Annotated in this window: 21 protein-coding genes; 8 read left to right on the top strand and 13 right to left on the bottom strand. The window is 74.1% G+C overall.

The annotated features are described in order from the left end of the window. Positions 1–19: 19 nt before the first annotated feature. Together cydB and BLS70_RS02050 are read right to left on the bottom strand one after the other, a co-directional pair. Positions 20–1036 carry a cytochrome d ubiquinol oxidase subunit II gene (cydB, locus tag BLS70_RS02055; RefSeq protein ID WP_091764160.1) on the bottom strand — a complete coding sequence of 339 codons (1017 nt, stop codon included), beginning with the start codon at positions 1034–1036 and terminating at the stop codon, positions 20–22. 17 nt (positions 1037–1053) lie between these two features. Further along, positions 1054–2601: a cytochrome ubiquinol oxidase subunit I gene (locus tag BLS70_RS02050; RefSeq protein ID WP_255362170.1), complete on the bottom strand. Its 1548-nt coding sequence runs from the start codon at positions 2599–2601 to the stop codon at positions 1054–1056. Positions 2602–2723: 122 nt separating this feature from the next. On the opposite strand from BLS70_RS02050, the gene BLS70_RS02045 reads away from it, so the two are divergent. Then, positions 2724–3074 carry a BlaI/MecI/CopY family transcriptional regulator gene (locus BLS70_RS02045; RefSeq protein ID WP_091763827.1) on the top strand — a complete coding sequence of 117 codons (351 nt, stop codon included), beginning with the start codon at positions 2724–2726 and terminating at the stop codon, positions 3072–3074. A 27-nt stretch (positions 3075–3101) separates the two neighbouring features. Next, positions 3102–4031 (top strand): M56 family metallopeptidase, encoded by a 930-nt coding sequence (locus BLS70_RS02040; protein WP_091763826.1) that lies wholly within the window; start codon positions 3102–3104, stop codon positions 4029–4031. Here the strand turns inward: BLS70_RS02040 and BLS70_RS02035 are convergent. From BLS70_RS02035 to BLS70_RS02000, 8 genes are all read right to left on the bottom strand, one after another. Further along, a complete protein-coding gene (locus BLS70_RS02035; protein ID WP_091763825.1) occupies positions 4017–4379 on the bottom strand; it encodes a hypothetical protein in 363 nt (120 codons plus the stop codon). The two genes, BLS70_RS02040 and BLS70_RS02035, sit on opposite strands and share 15 nt — an antisense overlap. Before the next feature lie 99 nt (positions 4380–4478). Then, a complete protein-coding gene (locus tag BLS70_RS02030) occupies positions 4479–6785 on the bottom strand; it encodes a heavy metal translocating P-type ATPase (protein ID WP_091763824.1) in 2307 nt (768 codons plus the stop codon). Next, a complete protein-coding gene (locus BLS70_RS02025; RefSeq protein ID WP_091763823.1) occupies positions 6785–7708 on the bottom strand; it encodes a DUF8832 domain-containing protein in 924 nt (307 codons plus the stop codon). The genes BLS70_RS02030 and BLS70_RS02025 overlap by 1 nt, the downstream gene beginning before the upstream one ends. A gap of 28 nt (positions 7709–7736) precedes the next feature. After that, positions 7737–7943 (bottom strand): heavy-metal-associated domain-containing protein, encoded by a 207-nt coding sequence (locus BLS70_RS02020; protein WP_091763822.1) that lies wholly within the window; start codon positions 7941–7943, stop codon positions 7737–7739. A 58-nt stretch (positions 7944–8001) separates the two neighbouring features. Further along, positions 8002–8343, bottom strand: a complete 342-nt coding sequence (locus tag BLS70_RS02015) for a metal-sensitive transcriptional regulator (RefSeq protein ID WP_439645373.1) — start codon at positions 8341–8343, stop codon at positions 8002–8004. A gap of 44 nt (positions 8344–8387) precedes the next feature. Next, the gene (locus BLS70_RS02010) at positions 8388–8750 is read right to left on the bottom strand and encodes a MerR family transcriptional regulator (RefSeq protein ID WP_091763821.1); all 363 of its coding nucleotides are present in this window, start codon (positions 8748–8750) and stop codon (positions 8388–8390) included. A gap of 79 nt (positions 8751–8829) precedes the next feature. Then, positions 8830–9330 carry an Hsp20/alpha crystallin family protein gene (locus BLS70_RS02005; protein WP_091763820.1) on the bottom strand — a complete coding sequence of 167 codons (501 nt, stop codon included), beginning with the start codon at positions 9328–9330 and terminating at the stop codon, positions 8830–8832. A 99-nt stretch (positions 9331–9429) separates the two neighbouring features. Then, positions 9430–10104 carry a hypothetical protein gene (locus BLS70_RS02000; RefSeq protein ID WP_091763819.1) on the bottom strand — a complete coding sequence of 225 codons (675 nt, stop codon included), beginning with the start codon at positions 10102–10104 and terminating at the stop codon, positions 9430–9432. A gap of 79 nt (positions 10105–10183) precedes the next feature. Between BLS70_RS02000 and BLS70_RS01995 the strand changes: the two genes are divergently transcribed. From BLS70_RS01995 to BLS70_RS01970, 6 genes are all read left to right on the top strand, one after another. After that, on the top strand, positions 10184–10606 hold the full coding sequence (locus BLS70_RS01995) for an STAS domain-containing protein (protein WP_091763818.1): 423 nt from the start codon (positions 10184–10186) through the stop codon (positions 10604–10606). A gap of 49 nt (positions 10607–10655) precedes the next feature. Continuing rightward, positions 10656–11924: a YibE/F family protein gene (locus tag BLS70_RS01990; protein ID WP_091763817.1), complete on the top strand. Its 1269-nt coding sequence runs from the start codon at positions 10656–10658 to the stop codon at positions 11922–11924. Between the two features lie 14 nt (positions 11925–11938). Beyond that, positions 11939–12556 (top strand): class I SAM-dependent methyltransferase, encoded by a 618-nt coding sequence (locus tag BLS70_RS01985; RefSeq protein WP_091763816.1) that lies wholly within the window; start codon positions 11939–11941, stop codon positions 12554–12556. Beyond that, complete coding sequence (locus tag BLS70_RS01980; RefSeq protein ID WP_091763815.1) at positions 12553–12891, top strand: TraR/DksA family transcriptional regulator; 339 nt, start codon at positions 12553–12555, stop codon at positions 12889–12891. Before BLS70_RS01985 ends, BLS70_RS01980 begins: the two co-directional genes overlap by 4 nt. Before the next feature lie 95 nt (positions 12892–12986). Continuing rightward, positions 12987–13394, top strand: a complete 408-nt coding sequence (locus tag BLS70_RS01975; protein WP_091763814.1) for a YciI family protein — start codon at positions 12987–12989, stop codon at positions 13392–13394. Next, a complete protein-coding gene (locus BLS70_RS01970; RefSeq protein ID WP_091763813.1) occupies positions 13391–14545 on the top strand; it encodes an RNA polymerase sigma factor in 1155 nt (384 codons plus the stop codon). Before BLS70_RS01975 ends, BLS70_RS01970 begins: the two co-directional genes overlap by 4 nt. On the opposite strand, the gene BLS70_RS01965 is transcribed toward BLS70_RS01970, so the two are convergent. The 3 genes from BLS70_RS01965 to BLS70_RS01955 form a co-directional block, all read right to left on the bottom strand. Further along, positions 14533–15414: a glycosyltransferase family 2 protein gene (locus tag BLS70_RS01965; RefSeq protein ID WP_255362169.1), complete on the bottom strand. Its 882-nt coding sequence runs from the start codon at positions 15412–15414 to the stop codon at positions 14533–14535. The two genes, BLS70_RS01970 and BLS70_RS01965, sit on opposite strands and share 13 nt — an antisense overlap. 98 nt (positions 15415–15512) lie before the next feature. After that, entirely contained in the window at positions 15513–16370 is an 858-nt protein-coding gene (locus BLS70_RS01960; RefSeq protein WP_091763812.1) for a glycosyltransferase family 2 protein, read from the bottom strand. Between the two features lie 28 nt (positions 16371–16398). Continuing rightward, positions 16399–17133 carry a class F sortase gene (locus tag BLS70_RS01955; protein WP_091763811.1) on the bottom strand — a complete coding sequence of 245 codons (735 nt, stop codon included), beginning with the start codon at positions 17131–17133 and terminating at the stop codon, positions 16399–16401. Positions 17134–17139 lie beyond the last annotated feature (6 nt).

The following is a 17139-nucleotide window of genomic DNA, read 5'->3' as shown; positions in this document are numbered from 1 at the left end:
ATGGCCATTCTGGCCCTGATCACGCGTGCGCCCCGGTGACCTGCTCGTGCACCGGTTCGGCGGTCAGCCGCTTCCGGAACACCCAGTACGTCCACGCCTGGTAGCCGAGGACGACCGGCAGGCCGACGCCGGCGGCCCAGGTCATGACGGTGAGGGTGTAGTCGCTGACCGAGGCGTCGGCGACCGTCACGTCGAAGGCGACGTCGATCGTCGAGGGGACGACGACGGGGTAGGCCGCGCCGAAGATGGTCGCCGCCGAGGCCACCAGCAGGACCGCCCAGGCGGCGAACGCGGAGCCCTCGCGGTCCAGCCGGATCCGGGCCCAGGCGACCACCACCGCGAGCGCCGCGACCAGCCAGAGCACCCCGGTGACCGGCGTCCCGTAGCGCAGGTGGGTGATGCCGGCCCAGGCCAGCAGCGGCAGCGCGGCGACCGGTGACCAGCGCAGCGCGAAGGCCCGGGCGCGCAGCCGCACGTCGCCGTCGACCTTGAGTGCGAGGAACAGCGCGCCGTGGATCAGCGAGAAGCCCAGGACGGCGGTCGCGCCGAGCAGCGCCGACCAGCTCAGCCCGGAGAAGGCGCCGCCGACCCGCGTGCCGTCGGCGTCGATCGGCAGGCCGAGGGTGGTCGCGCCCAGCGCGGCACCGATGCCCAGGGCGGCGATGAGCGAGCCGGCCGTGATGACCCGCGTCCAGGTCGCGTCCCAGGCCTCGGTGTGGTGGGAGTGCCGCCACTCGAAGGCCACCGCCCGGATGATCAGGCCGAACAGCACCAGCACGAACGGCAGGTAGAGCGTCGGTAGCCAGGTCGCGTACCAGCCGGGGAAGGCGGCGAAGACCGCCCCGACGGCGGTGATCAGCCAGACCTCGTTGCCGTCCCAGAGCGGGCCGATGCTGCGCAGCATCAGGTGCCGGTCGGCCGTCCGGCGGCCCAGCACGGGGAGCAGGGCGGCGACGCCGAAGTCGAAGCCCTCGAGCAGGAGGAAGCCGGTCCACAGCACCGCGACGGCGGCGAACCAGAGAATCTGCAGGTCCATGGTCAGCAACTCCCGGTTCAGTGGGCGAACTGGAGGACGTCGTCGTCGCGGTCGTTCCTCGCCGCGTCGTCGTCCGGCGGTTCCGGTGCGGGGTGGCCGTCCCCGGTGGTGACGCCGGCGCGCACGAACCGGGTGATCAGCCACAGCTCGACGACGGCCAGCGCGCCGTAGACCAGGCCCAGGGAGATCAGCGACGTCCACACCTCGGCGGCGCTGATGCCGGGGGAGACGGCCTGCGCGGTGAAGAACCACACCTGGTCCTCGACCGCGACGTCCGGGTTCGGGTGGACGACGAAGGGCTGGCGGCCCATCTCGGTGAAGATCCACCCCGCCGCATTGGCGACGAAGGGTGCGCCGACGGCGAGCAGTGAGCCGTACACCCCGATCCGCGAGGTGGGCACCCGCCCGCGGCGGGTCGACCAGAGCGCGTAGGCGGCGACCCCGGCGGAGACCGCACCCATGCCGATCATGAGCCGGAAGCTCCAGTAGGTGACGGCCAGCACCGGCGCGTAGTCGATGGGCTCGCCGGCCTTGTCACCGAACGACGGGTCGTCGGGGTAGGTCTCGCCGTAGACGGCCGCGTACTCCTCCTGCAGCTCGTTCACACCGGGCACGGCGGTGGAGAAGTCGCCGTGCGCGAGGTAGCTGAGGATGTACGGGACGGTGATGGAGTGGACGTCGTCGCACTCGTTGTCCCCTAACTTGCCCCAGGCGAAGATCGAGAAGGACGCCGGCGCCTCGGTCTGGCAGAGCGCCTCGGCCGAGCTCATCTTCAGCGGCTGCTGCTCGTACATGAGCTTGCCCTGCCAGTCGCCGGTCAGCGCCGTGAGCGCGAAGGCTGCCAGCGACACCCAGCCGCCGAGCCGCACCGAGCGGCGCCACACGGCGTGGTCCACGTCCTCGGGCGAGCGGCCGGCGAGCCGGCGCTTCCGCAGGTGCCACAGGCCGATGCCCACCAGCAGCGCGCCGGCGACCATCAGCGCGGCCACGATGGCGTGGCTGAAGGCGGCCAGCGCGGTGTTGTTGGTTAGGACGGCGAGGAAGTCGACCTGCACGGGGCGGCCGGTGGCGTCGTCCACCTCCACGCCGACGGGGTGCTGCATCCAGGAGTTCGCGGCGATGATGAAGTACGCGCTCACGACCGAGCCGATGACCGCGGCCCAGAGGGCGGCCAGGTGGAGCTTCTTCGGGATGCGGCCCCAGCCGAAGATCCACAGGCCGAGGAAGGTCGACTCGAGGAAGAACGCCAGCAGCGCCTCGAGCGCGAGCAGCGAGCCGAAGACGTCGCCGACGAAGCGCGAGTACTCGCTCCAGGCCAGCCCGAACTGGAACTCCTGCACCAGGCCGGTGGCCACGCCGAGCACGAAGTTGATCAGGTAGATGCGGCCCCAGAAGCGGGTCATCCGCAGCCACTCCGGCTTGTCGGTGCGCACCCACATGGTGTGCATGACCGCGACCAGGATCCCCAGGCCGATGGTCAGCGGGACCATCAGGAAGTGGTAGACGGTGGTGATCCCGAACTGCCAGCGCGCGATGTCCAGCGTGTCCATGCCCAGGACGTCCACGGCAGCTGTCTCCTCGTCGTTGAGGCCGACGTACTATCGACACGTCCTTTCTACGCCGAGTAGAAGAGTTTTTTCTACGACACGTAGAGGAGTTGGCTGTGACCCGTACGACAGGAGGAGCGATGGCCTCGCTGGGCGAGCTGGAGCGGGCCGTCATGGACCGGTTGTGGTCGGCCGACGGCCCGGTCGCGGCGACCGAGCTGCGGGCCGGGCTCGCTGACCGCGGCGTCGCGCTGACCACCGTGCACACCGTGCTGACCCGGCTCGAGCAGAAGGGCTTCGTCACCCACGACGAGGCCCGGCCGCGCCGCTTCACCGCGCGGGCCAGCCGCGAGGACCACGCCGCCGAGCTGATGCACGAGGTGCTCGGTCAGGCCGCGGACCGGCAGGCGGTGCTGGCTCGCTTCGTCGGCGGGGTGGACGACGACGAGGCGCGCCTGCTCCGGGAGCTGCTGGCCGGCGACGGGCGCTGACCGGCTCCTCCTCGCCGCTCCCGACCGATGCTGCCCCTCACCGCGGCCGCGCTGGCCGTCCTCGCCGCTCTGCTGGCCTGGCCGGTCCCGGCGCTGCTCGGGCGCGCCCGCTGGCCGGGACGGGACCCGCTGGTCGCGCTGGTCTGCTGGCAGGCGGTCGGCCTGGCCGGGGGACTGTCGATCATCGGGGCCCTGCTGGTGCACGGCCTCGCGCCGTGGGGGCACTCGCTGCCCGAGGCGTGGTGGTCGTGGGTCCGCGGAGAGCTCGCCGGTGACCCGGTGCGCGGCGACCACTGGGTGACGATGACGCTGGCCGCGGTGCTGGCTCTCGAGCTGGTCGGCGTGCTCGCGCTGTCCTGGCTCCGGACCGCCCGCGCCCGGCGTCGGCACCGCCAGCTGCTGGAACTGGTCGTCGCGCCGGGTGCCGAACCGGACACCCGGCTGTTGGAGCACCCGGCGCCGGTGGCCTTCTGCATCCCCGGCGCCCGGCCGCTGCTGGTGCTCTCCTCCGGGATGGTGGCCGAGCTCGACGAGGCGGAGCTGGCCGCGGTCGTGGCGCACGAGCGGGCGCACCTGCGGGAGCACCACCACCTGTACCTGCTGCCGTTCGTCGCCTGGGAGGCGGCGCTGCCCGTGCTCCCTGCGGCCGGGCGTGCCCACGCCGCCGTCCGGGAGCTGGTGGAGATGCGCGCCGACGACGCCGCCCTGGGCGAGCTTGGCGGGGCCGATCCCCGGCGCACGCTGGCGCGGGCGATCGTGGCCGCGGCCGGCCGACCCGGCGGCGCGGAGGTGCCCGGGAGCGCGCTGGCGGTGACCGGGGGAGCGGTGCGCGCCCGCGTCGTGCGGCTGCTCGACCCGCCCGCCCCGCTGTCGGTGGCGGCGCGCACCGGCGCCCTGCTCGGCGCCGGGCTGCTCCTCCTCCTGCCGACCGCCCTGCTGCTGCTACCGGCGCTGTGACCGGGTCGCGGCGCCCGCGAGGGCGGCGGAGGCGAGGGCGACCGCCGCGCTGATCCGCGCCGTCCGGCCGTAGCGGGCGGAGGCGACGAAGGGCAGCACGCTGGCGGCGTGCAGCACGTCGAGGCCGGCGCCGGCTGCCAGGAGCTCCGGCGCGGGCCGGACGAGCACCGGGGCGTGCTGGGCGAGCATCCGGGCGCCGAGCACGCGGACCACCCACCGGCGCTCCCGTGGGAACTCCGGTGCGACCACGTCGAGGACCCGCTGCGGGCCGGTCAGCAGCGCGAGCCCGATCGTGGCGCCGGCCCCGGCCAGGACGCGCGCGGGCGTTCGGAACGGCTGCTGGCGCATCAGGACCTCCAGGGATCGAGGGTGTTCCAGCACAGTCGGTCTCTGCCCGCTGGTGTGGGCAGAGACCGACTGTGCCGGACGACGTCCTCCGCGGGGAGGTCAGTGCCGGGCAGGTGCCTCGACGCGGGCCGTACCCGAGGGAAGTGCGGTGGCGACGTCCCGGTTCTCCGGCAGCGGCGCGAAGCCGCGCAGGCGCAGCGAGTTGGACACGACGAACACCGAGCTGAACGCCATCGCCGCGCCCGCGATCATCGGGTTGAGCAGCCCGGCCATGGCCAGCGGGAGCGCCGCCACGTTGTAGCCGAACGCCCAGAACAGGTTGCCCTTGATGGTGGCCAGCGTGCGGCGGGCCAGCCGGATGGCGTCGGTCGCGGCCCGGAGGTCGCCGCGGACCAGCGTCAGGTCGGAGGCCTCGATCGCGACGTCGGTGCCGGTGCCCATGGCCAGTCCCAGGTCGGCCTGGGCCAGCGCGGCGGCGTCGTTCACCCCGTCGCCGACCATCGCCACGACCCGGCCCTGGGCCTGCAGCCGCTTCACCGCGTCGACCTTCTCCTGCGGCAGCACCTCGGCGATGACCTCGTCGATGCCCACCGCGGCGGCCACGGTGCGGGCGGCCCGCTCGTTGTCGCCGGTGAGCAGGACCGGGGTGAGCCCGAGCGCGCGCAGCTGGGCGATCGCCGCGGCCGACGTCGGCTTGACCGCGTCCGCCACGACCAGCACCCCACGCGGGACGCCGTCCCAGGCGACGGCGACCGCGGTGCTGCCGGCCTGCTCCGCGTCGTCCACCGCCCGCCGCAGGGCGGGGGTGAGCGGGGCGGACCAGTCGGCCAGCAAACGGGGGCGGCCGACGACGACGGCGGCGCTGTCCACCATCCCGGTCACGCCCAGGCCCTCGACGTTGGTGAAGCCGTCGACCCCGGGCAGCTCTCCGCGCTCGGCGGCGGCGCGGGCCACCGCCTGCGCGATCGGGTGCTCCGAGGCTGCCTCCAAGGCGCCGGCCAGCCGCAGCAGCCGGTCGGCGTCCTCGCCGTCGGCCGGGACGACGTCCAGCAGGGTCATCCGGCCGGTGGTGACCGTGCCGGTCTTGTCGAGGACGACGGTGTCGACCCGGCGGGTGCTCTCCAGCACCTCGGGGCCCTTGATCAGGATGCCGAGCTGCGCGCCGCGGCCGGTGCCGACCATGAGCGCGGTCGGCGTGGCAAGCCCGAGCGCGCAGGGGCAGGCGATGATCAGCACGGCGACGGCGGCGGTGAACGCGGCCGGGAGGCCCGCGCCGGTGCCGATCCAGAACCCGAGCGTGCCGACCGTCAGCACCAGCACGACCGGCACGAAGACGCCGGAGATCCGGTCGGCCAGTCGCTGGACCTCCGCCTTCCCGTTCTGCGCGTCCTCGACCAGCCGGGCCATCTGCGCCAGCTGGGTCGCCGAACCCACGCGGGTGGCCTGGACGACGAGCCGGCCGCCGGCGTTCACGGTGCCGCCGACGACGGCGTCGCCCGCGCCCACCTCGACCGGCACGGACTCGCCGGTGAGCATCGACGCGTCGACCGCGGAGGAGCCCTCGGTCACCTCGCCGTCGGCCGCGACCTTCTCACCGGGGCGGACGACGAAGAGGTCGCCCACCGCGAGCTGGTCGACCGGCACCCGCACCTCGGCGCCGCCGCGCAGGACCGAGACCTCCTTGGCGCCTAGCTCCAGCAGCGCCCGGAGCGCCGCCCCGGCCCGACGCTTGGAGCGCGCCTCGAAGTACCGGCCGGCCAGCAGGAACGTCGTCACCCCGGCGGCGGCCTCGAGGTAGATGTTCGCGCTGCCGTCGGAGCGCTCGATGGTCAGCTCGAAGGGGTGCACCATGCCGGGGATGCCGGCGGTGCCCCAGAACAGCGCGTAGAGCGACCAGCCGAAGGCGGCCAGGGTGCCGAGCGAGACGAGGGTGTCCATCGTGGCGGCGCCGTGCCGCAGGTTGGTCCAGGCGGCGCGGTGGAAGGGCAGCCCGCCCCACACGACCACCGGTGCGGCGAGGGTGAGCGAGAGCCACTGCCAGTACTCGAACTGCCAGGGCGACACCATGGCCAGCACGATCACCGGCACGCTGAGCAGCGCGGAGACGACCAGCCGGGTGCGCAAGGCTCGGGTGGGGTCGGCGGCCTCCTCATCGGCCGGCTCGCCGCGCGGCGGCTCGGGCAGGGTAGCGGTGTAGCCGGTCTTCTCGACGGTGGCGATCAGGTCGTCGGTGGTGACGTCGCCGGTGACGCTGACCTTGGCCTTCTCGGTGCTGTAGTTGACGGTGGCGGTGACGCCGTCGAGCTTGTTGAGCTTCTTCTCGACGCGGGCCGCGCACGAGGCGCAGGTCATCCCGCCGATGAGCAGCTCGACGTCGGTCAGCGGTCCGGTGGGTGCGGTGGTCATCAGCCGTGCTCCTCGTGCTCGCCGACGGTCACCGTGAAGGCGGCCGTGCGGACGACGTCGCCGTGCCGGAAGTCCAGGAACAGGCGGTAGCTGCCGGCGGACGGCGTCGTGGTGGCGAAGGTGATGCCGGGGCCGGCAGGCGTGACGCCGTCGCCCGGCTCGCCGGTGGGGTGGACGTGCAGGTAGGCGAGGTCGCCGGTGCGCAGGGCCACCAGGTGCCCGTAGGCGTCGAGGTAGGGCTGCAGGTCGGTGACCGGCACGCCGTCGCGCCGCACGGTGAGGGTCAGCTCCGACTCCTCGCCGGCCACCAGGTCGCCGTCCAGGGTGACCTCGTAGCCGTCGACCTCGGCGGTGCGGGACGGCCCGGGCAGCGACCCGGGCGCGTAGTCGCCGGCGACCTGCAGGTCGGTGCCGAGGGTGCGGTCCTCGTCGTCGGCGGTCGCGGCGAAGTCGGCGAAGACCCGCCACGAGCCGGGGGAGAGGTCCAGCGGCACCCGCCAGACGCCGTCGGCGCCCAGCTCGGGGTGGACGTGCTGGTAGCCGGCCAGGTCGCGGCGGACCGCGATGAGGTGGAGGTCCTGATCGTGGCGCACCGCGTAGTCGGTCACGGGGTGGCCGTCCGGCCCCAGGATGCGGAAGGCGAACGGGACGTCCTCACCGGCCGGCAGTGCGGGCCGGTCGAGCGCGAGGGTGTAGCCGTCCTCGGAGACCGCCAGTCCGCCGGGGAGCTGGGCGGCGTCGCCCTCGTGGGCGGCCTCGTCGCCGTGGGCCGCTGCACCGTCGGCCGCCATGTCGTGCGCGGCGGGGGAGTTGTCCGCTGCGGCGGGGCCGACCGGGCCGACGGCCGCGCCGAGACCGGCCGCGGCACCGAGGACCGCGACCAGGCCGACGCCGAACGTGGCGAGCTTCAGGGAGGTGTTCATGGCGATGCGGTCGCCGGGGCCGGCTGGATCAGCCGGCCACCGAGTAGCCGGCCTCCTCCACGGCGGCGCGGACGGCGGCCTCGTCGACCGGGGCGTCGCTGGTGACGGTCAGCCCGCCGGACTCGAGGTCGACGTCGACGGCGCTGACACCGGGAACGGCCGAGACCTCCTCGGTCACGGAGTTGACGCAGTGGCCGCAGGTCATGCCGACGACGGTGTAGCTGGTGGTGGTCATGGGAGTCCTCTTCCGTTCAGTGGATGGGTGGGGGCAGTGAGGGGTGGGAGGTGGTCGGTCAGGAGCGCACGAGGCGGGCGATGGCCTCGGTGGCCTCGCGGATCTTCTCGTCGGCCTCGCGGCCGCCCGCCTGTGCGGCGGCGACCACGCAGTGGCTGAGGTGCTCCTCGAGCAGGCCGAGGGAGACCGCCTGGAGCGCCTTCGTCATGGCCGAGACCTGGGTGAGGATGTCGATGCAGTACTTCTCGTCCTCGACCATCCGCTGCAGGCCGCGGGCCTGGCCCTCGATCCGCCGCAGGCGTTTGAGGTAGTCGTCCTTGCGGTGGATGTAGCCGTGCTGGTGGTCGTGCGACTCCTCCGCGGACGCCGTCGCGGCAGCCGGCTGGTCGACACTGGTCACTGGGGCCTCCTGGTCGGGCGGCTCGAACTGCCGCCCGCAGGGAACTATACCCCCCTAGGGTTCCCGCGCAAGGGGTTCCGGGTGCGCAAGGAGGCGACGTCGGCGCGGAGCCGGTCCGCGTCGGCGCGGGCGTCGGCGAGCTGGTCCTGCAGGTCGACGATCGCCTCGGCCGAGGCGAGCGGGTGCCCGTCGTCGAGCAGGCCGCGCAACCGGGCGGCCAGCCCCAGCTGACTGCGGGAGTACCGGCGGTGCCCGCCGGCGGACCGGGACGGCTGCAGGGCGCCCGAGGCGTCCAGGCTCCGCAGGAAAGCGGCCTGCACGCCCAACAGCTCGGCGGCCTGGCTCATGGTCAGCGCCGGGAAGTCGGGGTCGTCGAGGCGGTGCAGTGGATCGCCGGGGCCGGTCATCGCCGTCCTCCTCCTGGAAGCACGTCCGGGAAAGCGGAGGGGCCGGACCCGCCGGGTCCGGCCCCTCCGGTCGCCGTCGTCAGTTGCCGACGGCCTTCTGCTCCGTGCCGGACGTGTCGCCCTCGATGGTGCGGGCCTCGACCGCCGCCGGGGTGTCGGCCCGGGTCACGGTGATCTTGCGGGAGCGAGCCTTCTCGGCGACCGGGATGCTCACCGTGAGCACGCCGTCGTGGTAGCTGGCCTCGAGCCGGTCGGTGTCCAGGCTGCGGCCCAGGACCAGCTGCCGGGTGTAGCTGCCGTAGGGCCGCTCGGCCGCGACCCACTCCGCGTTCTCCAGCTGCGGGACCGAGCGCTCCGCGCTGATGGTCAGCGTGGTGCCCTCGACGGAGAGGTCGATGGAGCCCGGGTCGACGCCGGGGAGGTCGAAGTGGGCGACGAAGTTGTCACCGACCTTGTAGGCGTCCATCGGCATGCCCGACAGCGGGCGGGCGGTCATGGAACCGGACCGGCCGGCCAGCTGGTCCAGCGCGCGGAAGGCGGCGGACGTGGCGGCGAACGGGTCGTAGGCGGTCAGCATCATGATCGATACCTCCGGTGTGTCTCTGGTGTGTTCGCTGCCCGAGGAAGAACCTCTAGTGGCGACTGGAGATTACCTCGGACAGGCACCGGAGTAAACATCTCAGCGGGTTGGATGTTCCCGCTTCCACGCGGCACTCAGCGCGCTGCTCCGGGAGATGGCCGCGGCGATCACGAGCGGCCCGACGCCGAGGAGCGCGGTGGCCCAGAGACTGTTGCCGAGCCCCGCGGTCATCGACTCCCGCGAGGCGAACAGCGACCAGCCCAGCCCGAGCAGCGGCACGGTCACGACGCCGGTGCCCAGCGCGGCGGCGACCGCCCGGACCGCACCCCGGTTCCGCGCCGCGAGCCCGGTCAGCAGGGCCGGGACGAAGGTGAACATCCAGTGGAAGACCGGGATGAGCGCGCCGGTCTGGAACTCCGCGTCGGCTGCCAGGACGAGCGCGTTCCAGATCAGCGCGGCGGCGGCGAGCAGCGACACGGCCAGCCAGACGAGGAACACCGGGTCCCGGGGCCGGAGAGCGGCACCCCGCAGGGTCACGGCCGAGCCGACGAGCAGGCAGGTCGCGGTGACGCCGAGCACCAGCGCGGTCAGCGACGACGGCACGTCCGCGACCTGCCAGTCGCGGAGCACCCGCTCGGGGACCGCCCAGTCGCGCTGCCCGAGCAGGACGGCGCCGACGGTGAGGACGGCGACGGCGAGGATCGTCGGCCACGGCAGGTCGACGCGTGCCCGGTCGGCGGGCGGTGACGACGGCGGGGGCGTCCGCGGCTGCATGGCGCGGAGCGTGGCAGAACGCCGTGCGGGGACCAGGTCGCGCGCGTGAACTCCACCCGTCCGGGGCAGTGACCAGCGCATGGCCGAGAGCGCAGCGCAGAGCCCGGGGCAGGAGAACGAGCCGCAGGTCCGTGCCGTCGTCGACGGCGACGTCCTGTCGGTGACCGTCGAGGGGGAACTCACCGAGGCCGCTCGCCGGCCCCTGGTGCGCGTCCTCACCGAGGAGCTGCTGTCCCGGCAGCCGCTGCGGCGGGTCGCGCTGCAGCTGGGCGGGGTCCCGTTCATGAACTCCGCCGGGATGGCGGTGCTGGTGCAGTTGCAGCGCATGGCCGCGCCCAAGGGCGTGGACGTGGCCCTCGTGACCCCGTCGGACGCGGTGTCCCGGCCGCTGCAGCTGACCGGCCTGTGGCACCGCTTCCCGATCGTGGACGAGAACGGCGGCGAGGACGCCACGGTGATCTCCTCCGCTGGGCCCGACGGGAGCCCGCGCGAGCACACCTGACCCGGTGTCGGGCACCGCCGGTGCCCGACCCGCCTCCTAGCCTGACCGGGTGCCTCCCAGCCACTCGCACAGCCACGGACCCGACCCCGACGCGCCACCGCCGAGCCCCGAGGCGGTCAGGCTCCGCCGGCGCGCGGTCTGGCTCATGCTGCTGCTCCTCGTGCCCGTGGGCCTGGCGACCGTCATCGGCTTGCTCGTCCTGTGGCCCAGCGGCGAGCCGACCCGCGCCCAGCAGGTCGCCGCCACGTACCTGCCGCCGGGGACGACCTACCCCGACGGCCGCGTGGTCTCGGTGGAGGACGTCGACTGCGGCGATCCGGAACGGCCGGCGACCTGCGCCCGGGTGGTCGTGGAGGTCCTCGACGGGGAGGGGGCCGGCGACTTCCAGCAGATCGACCTGGACGCCGTGGTGTCGGCGAACGGGGTCGAGGAGGGCGACACCCTCGTCCTCAGCCGGGACCCAGGCGCCGAGGGCGAGGCCGCGTACAACTTCTACGACTTCGAGCGGGACACCCCGATCATCGTGCTGGCGGTCGCCTTCGCCGTCGTGGTGGGGCTGGTCGCCCGATGGCGCGGACTGGCCTCGCTCGTCGGCCTGGGCTTCGCGTTCTTCGTGCTGCTGCAGTTCGTGCTGCCCGGGCTGCTGTCGGAGTCCTCGCCCACCCTGGTGAGCCTGGTCGGCTCCGCGGCGATCATGTTCGTCGTCCTCTACCTCGCCCACGGCTTCTCGGCCCGGACGACGACGGCGCTCGTGGGCACGCTGTTCGGGCTCTCGCTGGTCGCCGTCCTCGGGTCGCTGGCCGTGGCGACCGCCCGCCTCACCGGGCTGACCAGCGAGGAGACCACCACGCTCAACAACTTCGACCCGACCCTCAGCTTCTCCGGCCTGGTCCTCGCCGGCATCGTGGTCGCGGGCCTGGGCGTGCTCAACGACGTCACGATCACCCAGGCCTCGGCGATCTGGCAGCTGCACGAGGTCGACGACGCCATGACGTGGCGCGAGCTCTACGACCGCGGCATGGCGGTCGGCCGCGACCACATCGCGTCCACCGTCTACACGATCGTCTTCGCCTACGCGGGCGCCGCGCTGCCGCTGCTGCTGCTCTTCGAGCTCTACGACCAGCCGTGGAACGTCGTGCTCACCTCCTCGGCCCTCGCCGAGGAGGTCATCCGCACCCTCGTCGGTGCCATCGCCCTGGTCCTCGCCGTCCCGGTGACGACGGCGGTCGGCGCGTTCTTCGCCAAGGCCGCAGGCACCTCCGCGGGCGAGGCCACCGAGCGCCGGGTGACCGCCCTGCGCAGCCGCTTCGCCCGGTAGGCCAGGCTGTAGGCGTGTCCGATCTCCTCGCCGCTGCCTCCGCCGCCCCCGGGTTCATGCCCGACGACGAGGGCCGCGCCCTGTACGAGGCGGCCCGCGCCGTCGCCGTGCCCGGTCCGCTGCTCGAGGTCGGCAGCTGGATGGGGCGCTCGGCGCTGTACCTCGCGGCGGCCGCCCGGGAGACGGGCCGCCAGGTGGTCACCGTCGACCACCACCGCGGGTCCGAGGAGCACCAGCCCGGCTGGGAGTACCACGACCCGTCGCTGGTCGATCCCGCCGTCGGCCTGATCGACACGCTGCCCCGCTTCCGGCACACCGTCGCGACCGCCGGCGCGGAGGACGTGGTCATCGCGATCGTCACGCGGTCCGAGGTGCTCGCGCCGCTGTGGAGCACCCCGCTGGCGCTGCTGTTCCTCGACGGCAGCCACACCGAGGAGTCCGCGCGCCGCGACCAGGACGCGTGGGTGGCCAAGCTCGCCGTCGGCGGCACCCTGGCGATCCACGACGTCTTCCCCGACCCGGCCGACGGCGGCCAGGCGCCCTACGGCGTCTACACCCGGGTGCTGGAGTCCGGCGACTTCACCGAACTGCCCGGGGTGGGCTCGATGCGGCTGCTGCGCCGGGACCGATGAGCGCGGGGAGCGGGGACGCGCTCTCGGCGGAGCGGGCGGCCGCGCTGGCGCAGATCGCGGCGCTGACCCGTGAGTTCGACGAGGTCGTGGCCGCGTCGAAGGCCTCCAACGCCGACGACGAGCACGACCCGGAAGGCGCCACCATCGCCTTCGAGCGGCAGCAGGTCGCGGCGCTGCTCGGCCAGGCCCGGCGGCGGTTGGCCGACGTCGACGCCGCGGTCACCGCCGTGGAGGCCGGCACCTACGGCCGCTGCGAGGCCTGTGGCCGGCCGATCGCGGCCGAGCGGCTGGCGGCCCGGCCGTCCGCGCGCACCTGCATCGACTGCGCCCGCTGAAAAAACTTCCCGGCGGGATGTCGAGAACGCCCGCTCGGCTCCGTCCCCGGGGTGCACGCGGCCAGAATGGCCGCACATCACCGGAGGAGATCCCGATGGCCAAGTACCTGCTGCTCAAGCACTACCGCGGCGCACCGGCGGCCGTGAACGACGTGTCGATGGACCACTGGTCGCCGGAGGAGGTCACCGCCCACATCCAGTACATGAACGACTTCGCGGCCAAGCTGGAGGAGGCCGGCGAGTACGTCGACGGGCAGGCGCTGGCACCCGACGGGATGTGGGTCCGCTACGACGGCGAGGGCCGGCCGCCGGTCACCGATGGTCCGTTCGCCGAGACCAAGGACCTGATCGCCGGCTTCATGATCATCGATGTCGACGGTCCGGAGCGGGCGGTCGAGCTGGCGGGCGAGCTGTCGGCCGCGCCGGGCAAGGACGGGAAGCCGATACACGAGTGGCTCGAGGTCCGTCCGCTCTACGGCGAGCCGTCGCTCGTCACGGAATGACCGTCCCGCTCGACGAGGCCCTGCTGAGGGGCCTCGTCCCGGGCGTGCTGGGCGTCCTCGTCCGCCGCGGAGTCGACTTCGCGGCGGCCGAGGACGCCGTCCAGGAAGCGCTCGTCGAGGCGGTCCGCGTGTGGCCGGCCGACCCACCGCGGGACCCGAAGGGCTGGCTGGTCACGGTGGCGTGGCGCCGGTTCCTGGACGCGACGCGTTCCGACGCCGCTCGGCGCCGGCGCGAGGAACGGGTCGAGGAGGAGCCGGTGCCCGGGCCGTCCGGCGAGCTGGACGACTCCCTGCAGCTCTACTTCCTGTGCGCGCACCCGTCGCTGTCGCCGTCGTCGGCGGTGGCGCTGACCCTGCGCGCCGTCGGCGGGCTGACCACGCGGCAGATCGCCGAGGCCTACCTGGTGCCCGAGGCGACGATGGCGCAGCGGATCAGCCGTGCCAAGCGGACGATCGCCGGCGCTCGGCTGGACCGGCCGGGCGACGTCGCCACCGTGCTGCGCGTGCTCTACCTGGTGTTCAACGAGGGCTACTCCGGGGACGTCGACCTGGTCGCCGAGGCGATCCGGCTGGCCCGGCAGCTCCGGGCGGCGCTGGACCACCCGGAGGTGGCCGGGCTGCTCGCGCTGATGCTGCTGCACTCGGCGCGGCGTGCCGCCCGCACGGCGCCCGACGGGAGCCTGGTGCCGCTGGCGTCGCAGGACAGGGGCCGCTGGGACCCCGCGGCGATCGCCGAGGGCGTGCAGATCCTGCAGACGGCGCTCTCGCGGGACCGGCTGGGCGAGTACCAGGCACAGGCCGCCATCGCCGCGCTGCACGCCGACGCCGCGAGCGCCGAGGAGACCGACTGGGTGCAGATCCTCGAGTGGTACGACGAGCTGGTGCGACTCACGGACAGCCCGGTCGTCCGGCTCAACCGGGTGGTGGCGGTGGCCGAGGCCGACGGCTCCCGCGCGGGGCTGGCCGCGCTCGCCGAACTGGACCCGGGGCTGCCCCGCTACGCCGCCGTCGCCGCATACCTGCACGAGCGCGACGGCGCCCCGGTCACCGCTGCGCGGCTCTACGCCGAGGCGGCGCGGGCGGCGACCACGCTGCCCGAGCGGGACCACCTCACCCGCCAGGCCGCCCGCCTCAACGCTCAGCTCACGTAGCGGCGGGCGGTGGAGCTGCGCTGCGCCGCCTCCAGCGCGGCGAAGCGGGCCTCGGCGTGCGGGGGCAGCACCTGGCGCTCACGCAGCACCCAGGGCAGCCCGCGGACGGCGTCGAGCAGACCGAACGCGGTGATCCGGTCCCGCGGCACGGTGCGCAGCAGGTGCACGGTGCGGCGCAGCGCGGGCCGCAGCGGCCGGCGGAGCCACGTCGTCCACAGCGTGTTCCGGATGCCGTCCCGACGGCGCTTGTGCGGGTCGCGGGCCCGGCTGGCCTGGTGGTGCACGGTGAGGGCGGGGAGGTAGCAGAGTTCCCAGCCGCGGGCGGCGAGATCGCCGGCCATGAGCTCTTCCTCGCCGCCCAGCCACAGCCGCTCGGAGAACCCGCCCACCTCCTCGAACGCCGCGCGCCGCAGCACCGAGGCGCCGGCGAGGAAGGAGCCCAGCGCCGGCCCGGGCAGCCAGTCGGCGCCGCGCACCGGGGAGTCGCGGAGCTCGGGGACGATCGGGTCCTCGTGGCCGCCGGGCTCGACCAGGATCCGCGCGGTGACGACGGCGAGGCGCGGGTGGGCGGCCAGTGTGTCGGCGGCCGTACGCAGCGAACCGGGCTCCCACCAGGTGTCGTCGTCGCAGAACGCGACGTAGGGGGTGTCCAGCCGGGCGACGCCCAGGTTGCGGCCGATCGCGCCCAGGTTGACCGGGCTGGTGATCAGCTCGACGGAGGGGAAGCGCTGCCGCACCGCGTCGGCCGTGCCGTCGGTCGAGCCGTTGTCCACCACCACGACGTGCGGCTGCTCCGGCAGCGCGAGCAGCCGGTCCAGGGCGCTGAGCAGCTCGTCGCGCCGCTGGTGGGTGATCACCACGACCGCCACCCGCGGGTCAGGGGGGCTGTCCGTCGTGTGGTGGTTCCGGCCCTCCTGCAGGGGCCCGCTGGGAGCCTGCGAGTGGTGGGGGGCAGGAGGGTCCTCTTTCATGCCGACTCCAGCAGCCGCAGGTCGGCGTGCACGCGCGGGGGCACAGGGCTCCGACGGTGGATCGCCGCGGTTACGTCCGGCAGCGCCCGCGCCAGCCCGGTCAGCCCCGGGCGCCCGGCCCGCACCGCCTGGGCGACCAGTCGGGCGACGTCACGGGCGGGCAGCCGCATCACGGCGGTGAGTAGCCGGCTGCGCCAGATGCCGGCCTGACGGCGGCCGGGAGCGTCCCGGCGCGGCGAGGGGTGGTGGTGGATGGTGACCTCGTCGACGTAGGCCATGGTCCAGCCCGCGGTCGCCAGGTCGAGGGCCAGCCGCTCCTCCTCGCCCGGGAAGCGGACGACGGGGTCGAAGCCGCCGACCTGCTGGAACGCCTCGGTCCGCACCAGGGCGGCGCAGGCCACGAAGCCCAGCAGCGCCGGTCCGGGCAGGTCGCCGACCGGCAGCGGGCTGCGCGCCATCTCCTCGCACACCGGGTCGAGCCGTTCTTCGGGGCCGACGAGGATGCGGGCGTTCAGGACGGCGAGCCTCGGGTGGTCCGCCATGATCTTCGCGGCGCGGGCGAGGTCGCCGGGTGCCCACCAGGAGTCGTCGTCGGCGAACGCGACGAACGGGGTGTTCGCGCGGGCGACCCCGAGCGTGCGGGCGCGCGCGCCGAGGTTGCGCTCCAGCGGGACCACGGTGACCTCGGGATGCGCGGCGCGCACCGCGTCGACCGTGCCGTCGGTGGAGCCGTTGTCGACGAGGACCACGGGCGCCTCGTGGCGGGGGAGGGTGACCAGGAGGTCCTCGCGCCGGTTGCGGCTGGCGACCACCACGGTCACCTCGGAGGACGGAGCGGAGCGGGAGACGGTCACAGGGAGACCGTGCCCGTCCCTGCGGGGATCAACCCGTGGCGACAGGCACGTTCGCCGGGGCACCGGGGTCGACCGGAAGGGCGAACACGAAGACGTTGTCCTCGTAGTTGCCCGACGCGCGGTCGAACGCGCCCCCGCAGGACACGAGCACCAGCCGTCCGGTGCCGGGAGCGGGGCCGAAGGCGCTCTGCTGGTCGTACAGCGCCGCTCGGAGCTCCGGGCGGGCGGCCAGTTCCTCCTTGTCGTACTGCTCCCCGCCCGTGATGCGGTAGACGAGCTCACGGCCGTCGGCGAGGACGACCGTGAACTCCTCTCCCACGTGCTCGACGGCGTACTCGGCGAGGTCCGACAGAGCGCCACGCACCAGTTCGCCGTCGAGCACGGAGTTGACGTGCCCCACCAGGATGGCCGTGCCCCGGTGCGCGCCGGGTGCGGCGTCCTCCCGCGCCCAGCTGACGGCGCGCGGGTCGGACGGGACGAACAGGTCGCCGGCCCCGGTGAGTGAATCGGCGGAGATGGGCGCGGCGACCCCGCCGGGGTGGTTGCTGCTGGCGAACGGGATCTCCAGGCGTACCGGCACCCCGGACCGGTCGGGTGCCGTGTGCGCACGGGCGGCGGGCGCGACGGTGCGTGCGGCGGCGCCGGCCGACGTCGGCGTCCTGGAGCCCTCCGTCGTCTCCGGCCCCCACCCGTACTCGATGAGGAGCGCCGAGCCGGTGAGGGAGAGGAGCAGGCTCAGGACGACCGACGCTGGCCGGCGCACGGCGAC

The sequence above is a fragment of the Blastococcus aurantiacus genome (assembly GCF_900102425.1).
Taxonomy (GTDB): domain Bacteria; phylum Actinomycetota; class Actinomycetes; order Mycobacteriales; family Geodermatophilaceae; genus Blastococcus; species Blastococcus aurantiacus.
This window is presented reverse-complemented; position numbering and strand designations above follow the sequence as displayed.

Excerpts from the sequence above, each read along its gene's own strand:
- BLS70_RS02005 (WP_091763820.1), bottom strand. The coding sequence starts at position 9,330 with ATGATGCTGACCGCCTACGACCCGTTCGCCGCCACGTCCGCCGCCTTC.
- BLS70_RS01980 (WP_091763815.1), top strand. The coding sequence starts at position 12,553 with ATGAGCGCGGGGAGCGGGGACGCGCTCTCGGCGGAGCGGGCGGCCGCG.
- BLS70_RS01995 (WP_091763818.1), top strand. The coding sequence starts at position 10,184 with ATGGCCGAGAGCGCAGCGCAGAGCCCGGGGCAGGAGAACGAGCCGCAG.
- BLS70_RS02020 (WP_091763822.1), bottom strand. The coding sequence starts at position 7,943 with ATGACCACCACCAGCTACACCGTCGTCGGCATGACCTGCGGCCACTGC.
- BLS70_RS02040 (WP_091763826.1), top strand. The coding sequence starts at position 3,102 with ATGCTGCCCCTCACCGCGGCCGCGCTGGCCGTCCTCGCCGCTCTGCTG.
- cydB (WP_091764160.1), bottom strand. The coding sequence starts at position 1,036 with ATGGACCTGCAGATTCTCTGGTTCGCCGCCGTCGCGGTGCTGTGGACC.
- BLS70_RS02035 (WP_091763825.1), bottom strand. The coding sequence starts at position 4,379 with ATGCGCCAGCAGCCGTTCCGAACGCCCGCGCGCGTCCTGGCCGGGGCC.
- BLS70_RS02025 (WP_091763823.1), bottom strand. The coding sequence starts at position 7,708 with ATGAACACCTCCCTGAAGCTCGCCACGTTCGGCGTCGGCCTGGTCGCG.
- BLS70_RS02000 (WP_091763819.1), bottom strand. The coding sequence starts at position 10,104 with ATGCAGCCGCGGACGCCCCCGCCGTCGTCACCGCCCGCCGACCGGGCA.
- BLS70_RS02045 (WP_091763827.1), top strand. The coding sequence starts at position 2,724 with ATGGCCTCGCTGGGCGAGCTGGAGCGGGCCGTCATGGACCGGTTGTGG.
- BLS70_RS02030 (WP_091763824.1), bottom strand. The coding sequence starts at position 6,785 with ATGACCACCGCACCCACCGGACCGCTGACCGACGTCGAGCTGCTCATC.
- BLS70_RS01975 (WP_091763814.1), top strand. The coding sequence starts at position 12,987 with ATGGCCAAGTACCTGCTGCTCAAGCACTACCGCGGCGCACCGGCGGCC.
- BLS70_RS01970 (WP_091763813.1), top strand. The coding sequence starts at position 13,391 with ATGACCGTCCCGCTCGACGAGGCCCTGCTGAGGGGCCTCGTCCCGGGC.
- BLS70_RS02010 (WP_091763821.1), bottom strand. The coding sequence starts at position 8,750 with ATGACCGGCCCCGGCGATCCACTGCACCGCCTCGACGACCCCGACTTC.